This window comes from Streptomyces sp. NPDC055632 (genome assembly GCF_053618675.1).
This window is the reverse complement of sequence record NZ_JBSHHY010000010.1, coordinates 95,576-102,202: the sequence shown is the minus strand read 5'-3', so window position 1 is coordinate 102,202 and position 6,627 is coordinate 95,576. Positions and strand designations below refer to the sequence as shown.

General features: G+C 68.8%; 4 protein-coding genes. All 4 read left to right on the top strand.

What is annotated here, in order from left to right:
* Window positions 1-2,844, top strand: a 2,844-nt coding sequence (locus ACWGSR_RS15900) for a CARDB domain-containing protein (protein ID WP_453566916.1), incomplete at its 5' end; no start/stop codon positions are given.
* Between the two features lie 350 nt (window positions 2,845-3,194).
* A complete protein-coding gene (locus tag ACWGSR_RS15895) occupies window positions 3,195-4,613 on the top strand; it encodes an extracellular solute-binding protein (RefSeq protein WP_453566914.1) in 1,419 nt (472 codons plus the stop codon).
* 122 nt (window positions 4,614-4,735) lie between these two features.
* The gene (locus ACWGSR_RS15890) at window positions 4,736-5,695 is read left to right on the top strand and encodes a carbohydrate ABC transporter permease (protein WP_453566912.1); all 960 of its coding nucleotides are present in this window, start codon (window positions 4,736-4,738) and stop codon (window positions 5,693-5,695) included.
* Window positions 5,696-5,710: 15 nt separating this feature from the next.
* Window positions 5,711-6,586 (top strand): carbohydrate ABC transporter permease, encoded by an 876-nt coding sequence (locus ACWGSR_RS15885; protein WP_376238121.1) that lies wholly within the window; start codon window positions 5,711-5,713, stop codon window positions 6,584-6,586.
* The last annotated feature ends 41 nt before the right edge of the window (window positions 6,587-6,627 follow it).

The following is a 6,627-nucleotide window of genomic DNA, read 5'->3' as shown; positions in this document are numbered from 1 at the left end:
GGCAACCAGTCGGTCAACAGCAACACCGTCACCCGCAACGGCAGCGGCTCCACGGGCTCCAACCTGGCCGTCGGCAAGCCGATCAGCGCCTCCTCCACCGTGCACAGCTTCGTCGCGGCGAACGCCAACGACAACAGCACCGGCACCTACTGGGAGGGCGCGGGCGGCAGCTACCCGAACACCCTCACCGTCAAGCTCGGCTCCAACGCCGACCTCGACCGGCTCGTCCTGAAGCTCGACCCGGCCACCGCCTGGGCCGCGCGCAACCAGACCGTCGAGGTCCTGGGGCGCGAGCAGAGCGCCTCGGGCTTCACGAGCCTGGTCGCCGCGAAGAGCTACACCTTCGACCCGGCCGGCGGGAACACCGTGACCGTCCCGGTCACCGCCCGCGTCGCCGACGTCCAGCTCAGGTTCACCGCCAACACCGGTTCCTCGGCGGGCCAGCTCGCCGAGTTCCAGGTGATCGGCGTGCCCGCGCCCAACCCGGACCTGGAGGTGACCGGCCTGACCACCACGCCGGCCGCCCCCGTCGAGTCGGACCAGATCACGGTGAGCGCCACCGTCCGCAACAGCGGCCCGGCCGCCGCTCCGGCCAGCGCCGTCGCGCTGCGCCTGGGCGGCACCAAGGTCGCCACCGCCCAGGTCGGCGCCCTCGCCGCCGGGGCGCAGACCACCGTCAGCGCCTCCATCGGCGCGCGGGAGGCCGGCTCGTACGAGCTGAGCGCGGTCGCCGACGAGGCGAACGCGGTCATCGAGCAGAACGAGTCCAACAACACCCACACCAGCCCCGCCCCGCTCGTGGTCAAGCCGGTCACCAGCCCCGACGTGGTCACCGCCTCGGTCACGACCACCCCGTCCAGCCCGTCCGCCGGCGACACCGTCTCCTTCCGGGCGACCGTGCGGAACCAGGGCAACCAGGCCACCTCGGCGGGCGGCCACGGCGTCACCCTGAACCTGCTCGACAAGCAGGGCGCCACGGTCAAGACCCTGACCGGCTCCTACGGCGGCAGCCTCGCCGCCGGTGCCTCGACCGTGGTGACCCTCGGCCCGTGGACCGCCGTCAACGGCTCGTACACGGTGCGGACGGTCCTGGCCGACGACGCCGGCGAGCTGCCGGTCAAGCGCGCCAACAACACCGCCTCCCAGCCGCTCTTCGTCGGGCGCGGCGCCAGCATGCCGTACACCACGTACGAGGCGGAGGACGGCACCGTCGGCGGCGGCGCCACCGTCGTCGGACCCAACCGCACCGTCGGCGACATCGCGGGCGAGGCCTCCGGCCGCAAGGCCGCCCACCTGGACGCGACGGGGGAGTACGTCGAGTTCACCGCCCGCGCCGCCACCAACACCCTGGTCACCCGCTTCTCCGTCCCGGACGCCCCGGGCGGCGGGGGCATCGACTCCACGATCAACGTCTACGTGGACGGCGTCTTCAAGAAGGCGCTCCCGCTGACCTCGAAGTACGCCTGGCTGTACGGCTCCGAGATCGCGCCCGGCAACTCCCCGGGCTCCGGAGGCCCGCGTCACGTCTACGACGAGGCGCACCTGCTCCTCGGCGAGACCGTCCAGGCCGGCAGCAGGATCCGTCTCCAGAAGGACGCCGCCAACAGCGCCGCGTACTACGCGATCGACTTCGTCGACCTGGAGCAGGTCGCCCCGGTCGCGAACCCGGACCCGGCGGCGTACACCGTCCCGGTCGGCTTCACCCACCAGGACGTGCAGAACGCCCTGGACAAGGTCCGCATGGACACCACCGGCAGGCTCACCGGCGTCTACCTGCCGCCCGGCGACTACCAGACGTCCAGCAAGTTCCAGGTGTACGGCAAGGCCGTCAAGGTGGTCGGCGCCGGGCCCTGGTACACGAAGTTCCACGCGCCCTCGACCCAGGACAACACCGACGTCGGCTTCCGCGCCGAGGCGGCGGCGAAGGGCTCGCTCTTCAAGGGCTTCGCCTACTTCGGCAACTACACCTCGCGGATCGACGGCCCGGGCAAGGTGTTCGACTTCGCGAACGTCACCGACATCGTGATCGACGACATCTGGAACGAGCACATGGTGTGCCTCTACTGGGGCGCGAACGCGGACCGGATCACGATCAAGAACTCCCGGATCCGCAACATGTTCGCCGACGGCGTCAACATGACCAACGGCTCCACGGACAACCACGTCGTCAACAACGACGCCCGGGCCACCGGTGACGACAGCTTCGCGCTGTTCTCGGCGATCGACGCCGGCGGCGCCGACATGAAGAACAACGTCTACGAGAACCTCACCAGCACGCTCACCTGGCGGGCCGCGGGCCTCGCCGTCTACGGCGGCTACAGCAACACCTTCCGCAACATCCACATCGCCGACACCCTGGTCTACTCCGGCGTCACCATCTCCTCGCTCGACTTCGGCTACGCCATGAACGGCTTCGGCACCGAGCCGACGACCTTCGAGAACATCTCGATCGTCCGGGCGGGCGGTCACTTCTGGGGCAACCAGACCTTCCCCGGCATCTGGCTCTTCTCCGCCTCGAAGGTCTTCCAGGGGATCCGGGTGAACCACGTCGACATCGTCGACCCCACCTACAGCGGCATCATGTTCCAGACGAACTACGTGGGTGGACAGCCGCAGTTCCCGATCAAGGACACCGTCCTCACGGACATCTCCATCACCGGGGCCCGCAAGAGCGGCGACGCCTGGGACGCCAAGTCCGGCTTCGGCCTCTGGGCCAACGAGATGCCCGAGTCGGGGCAGGGCCCCGCCGTCGGCGAGGTGACCTTCAACGGGCTGCGGATGAACGGCAACGCCGTCGACATCCGCAACAACACCTCCACCTTCAAGATCAACATCAACCCGTGATCCGCCCGCCCGCGGGTGTCTCCCGCGGGTGACAGTGGCCGGTCCAGGCCCTCTCCCGGGGTCTGGACCGGCCGCGGCGCCACGAGGCGCCCCGGCGCGCCCCCACGGCCGGCCCGTGCCGCGGGGGTCCTGGCGCGCCTCCGTGCGAGCCCCGGCCCCTGTCGGCCAGGTACACGCCGGTCACGTTTCGATTACACCCCCCTGTCGCACAATTGCGAAATCAGCGCGAGATATTGCGTTCACTTGTTGGTGGTGGTTGAGTGTGCCGCACCCCCGCAACGCCACCAGCGGTGGGGTGACCTCCACGTTCACGCATCGCTTTCCTCATCCATGCCCAAAGGGGTCCACTCATGAGAAGTGCCCGGTTCCGCCGCAGCCGTCGTGCCGCCGCGATCACCCTCGTCTCCGCCCTGTCGCTGACCGCGCTCGCGGCCTGCGGCACGAGCAGCAGCAGCGACGACAGCAGCGACGGATCCCAGCAGAACGGTTCGTCCGACCCCACCGCACCGCTGGACCCCAAGACGAAGGTCACGCTCACCATCGACTGCATGCCGCCCACGGCGAAGGCGGCCGAGCTGAAGGAGTGGAAGGAGGACGTCGCCGAGTTCAACAAGACGTACCCGAACGTCACCATCGAGGGCCGCTCCACCCCCGGCCAGTGCCTGGAGCCCCCGCGCTTCACCGCGATGCTCAAGGCCAAGTCGCAACCGGACGTGTTCTACACGTACTTCACCGACCTGCCGCAGGTCCTCGACAACGACGGCGCCGCCGACATCACCGCGTACGTCAACGACAAGACCGTGCCGCTCCTCAAGGACATCGACCCGAACGTCCTCGGCTCCCTCAAGCACGAGGGCAAGCTGTACGGCCTGCCCACCAGCAACTACACCATGGGCCTGCTGATCAACCGCAAGCTCTTCAAGGACGCCGGACTCGACCCCGACGCCCCGCCGCGCACCTGGGACGAGGTCCGCGCCGCCGCCAAGAAGATCGCCGGCCTCGGCAACGGGACCGCCGGCTTCGGCGAGTACAGCGCGGGCAACACCGGCGGCTGGCACTTCACCGCCCAGATGTACAGCGTCGGCGGCGACGTCGTCGACGCGAGCGGCAAGAAGGCCGCCTTCAACAACGACCTCGGCAAGCAGGTCGCCCGGAACCTCCACGCCATGCGCTGGGAGGACGACTCCATGGGCAAGACCCAGCTCCTCCAGTGGGGCGACCTCCAGAAGCAGATCGCCACCGACAAGCTCGGCATGTTCCTCGCCGCGCCCGACGACATCGCCTACATGGTCCAGCAACTCGGCGCTAAGTACGAGAACTTCGGCATGGGCCCGATCCCCGGTGGCAAGAACACGCTCGCCGGCGGCAACAACTACATGATCAAGAAGGGCATCTCCGGCGACAAGATCAAGGCCGCGATCGCCTGGCTGAACTTCAAGAACCTCACCGTCGGCAAGGGCCAGTTCGACTGGGCCCGCACCAAGGCCGACAAGCTGCCCGTCGGCGTCCCGCAGCCCAACTTCTGGCTGAACGGGTCCAAGACGAAGGACGACGCCGCCCGCGTGGAGCACGCCACCATGCCGGTCGCCAACTTCAAGACCTTCACGGACAACCCCGTCGCCGGCAAGGCCGAGCCGCCGAAGGCCCAGGAGGTCTACAAGGTCCTCGACAACGTCATGTCCGGCATCCTCACCAACAAGGACGCCGACATCGACAAGCTCCTCTCGACCGCGGAGACGCAGGTCAACCAGGTCCTCGCCAACCAGTGACCGGTCGGGCGCGGGGCGGGCGCACGCCCGCCCCCGCCCAGCGGGACCGGCCGGACGCCGCCCCGCCCCATCAGCCCGCCCGATCGGGCACCAGAACCGGCAGACAGCACCAAGGAGCGACCATGTCGGCCCCCAGCCTGACCCCGAGCAAGGCGGACCCCGCCCGCCCGGCCCCGCCGCGGGAGAAGACGACCGCGCCCGCCCCCGGCGGCCTCGCCCGTGCCCTGCGGCGCAACCTGACCGCCCACGGCTTCCTCATCGGCGCGGTCCTCTGCTTCGGCGTCTTCTCCTGGTACCCGATGGTCCGGGAGTTCCTCCTCGCGTTCCAGAAGACGGAGAACGGCCGCACCACCTGGGTCGGCCTCGACAACCTGGTGACGGTCGTCAACGACCCGGCCTTCTGGCAGGCATGGGGCAACACCGCCCTGTTCACCGTCCTCGCCCTGCTCCTCGGGTTCGCGGTGCCGTTCCTCGTCGCGGTGGTCATCAACGAGTTCCACCACGGCCAGGGCTACCTCCGGCTGCTCGTCTACCTGCCGGTGATGCTGCCGCCCGTCGCCTCGGTCCTGCTCTTCAAGTACCTCTACGACCCCGGCTACGGCCTCCTCAACGAGCTGTTCACCTCGATCGGCCTGCCCGAACAGCAGTGGCTCCAGGACCCGGACATCTCGATGCTCGCCGTCGTCATCGCCTCGACCTGGATGAACATGGGCGGCGCGACCCTGATCTACCTCGCCTCGCTCCAGTCCATCCCCGGCGAGCTGTACGAGGCCGCCGAGCTCGACGGCGCCGGACTGCTGCGCAAGATCTGGCACGTCACCATCCCGCAGACCCGGCTCATCCTCTCGCTCATGGCGCTCATGCAGGTCATCGCCACGATGCAGGTCTTCGTGGAGCCGTTCCTGCTCACCGGCGGCGCCGGCCCCGAGGGCTCGACGACCACGATCGTCTACCTCATCTACCAGTACGCCTTCAACTTCAACAACTACGGTGCCGCGGCGGCGCTCGGCCTGCTCCTGCTCGTACTGCTCGCCGGATTCTCGGCCGTGTACGTCAGGCTCAGCCGCGCCGAGGACGAATAGGACCGGAGACCAGCCATGTCCACACGTACGCTCATCTCGCCGGCCGTCCTCGCCAGGCCCCGCGGCAAGGTCCTCTACTGGACCGTCTTCGCCGCCGTCGTCCTCCTGTTCACCCTGGTCTTCCTCGGCCCCCTCTACTGGCTCGTGTCCAGCGGCTTCAAGGACGCCCAGGAGGTCATCCAGACCCCGCCCACCCTGGTCCCGAACACCTTCGAGCCCGAGAACTACTCACGGGCCTGGGAGGTCATGGACCTCGCCACCCTCCTCTTCAACACCCTCTACTACGCCTTCGGCGCCCTCGCCTTCCAACTGGTCCTCGACGTGGCGGCCGCCTACTCGCTGTCGAAGCTGCGGCCCGTGTTCGGCAAGGCGATCCTCGGCATGATGCTCGCCACGCTGATGATCCCGGCGACCGTCCTCGTCGTCCCGCAGTACCTGACCGTGCTCGACGTGCCGGTCGTCGAGCGCAACCTGCTGAACACGCCGTGGGCGATCTGGCTCCCGGCCGTCACGAACGCCTTCAACATCTTCCTGCTCAAGCGGTTCTTCGACTCCATCCCCAAGGAGCTGCTCGACGCGGCCTCGATGGACGGCGCCTCGCCCACGCGGGTGCTGTGGTCGATCGTGCTGCCGATCTCCCGGCCCATCCTCGGCGTGGTGTCGATCTTCGCGATCGTCGGGGTCTGGAAGGACTTCCTCTGGCCGATGCTCACCCTGCCCGACCCGTCGAAGCAGACCCTCAACGTCGGCATCTACTCGCTCTCCAACGGCGTCCCGGTGAACGTCCTGATCGCCGCGCTCACCATCGCCTCCCTCCCCACGCTGCTGATCTTCCTGGTCTTCCAGCGGAACATCATGAGCGGCCTCACGGCCGGCGGCCTCAAGGGCTGAACAGGCCCGAGCCCCCGCCCCGTCACGAGCCCGCACCCCAT

Excerpts from the sequence above, each read along its gene's own strand:
- ACWGSR_RS15885 (WP_376238121.1), top strand. The coding sequence starts at position 5,711 with ATGTCCACACGTACGCTCATCTCGCCGGCCGTCCTCGCCAGGCCCCGC.
- ACWGSR_RS15890 (WP_453566912.1), top strand. The coding sequence starts at position 4,736 with ATGTCGGCCCCCAGCCTGACCCCGAGCAAGGCGGACCCCGCCCGCCCG.
- ACWGSR_RS15895 (WP_453566914.1), top strand. The coding sequence starts at position 3,195 with ATGAGAAGTGCCCGGTTCCGCCGCAGCCGTCGTGCCGCCGCGATCACC.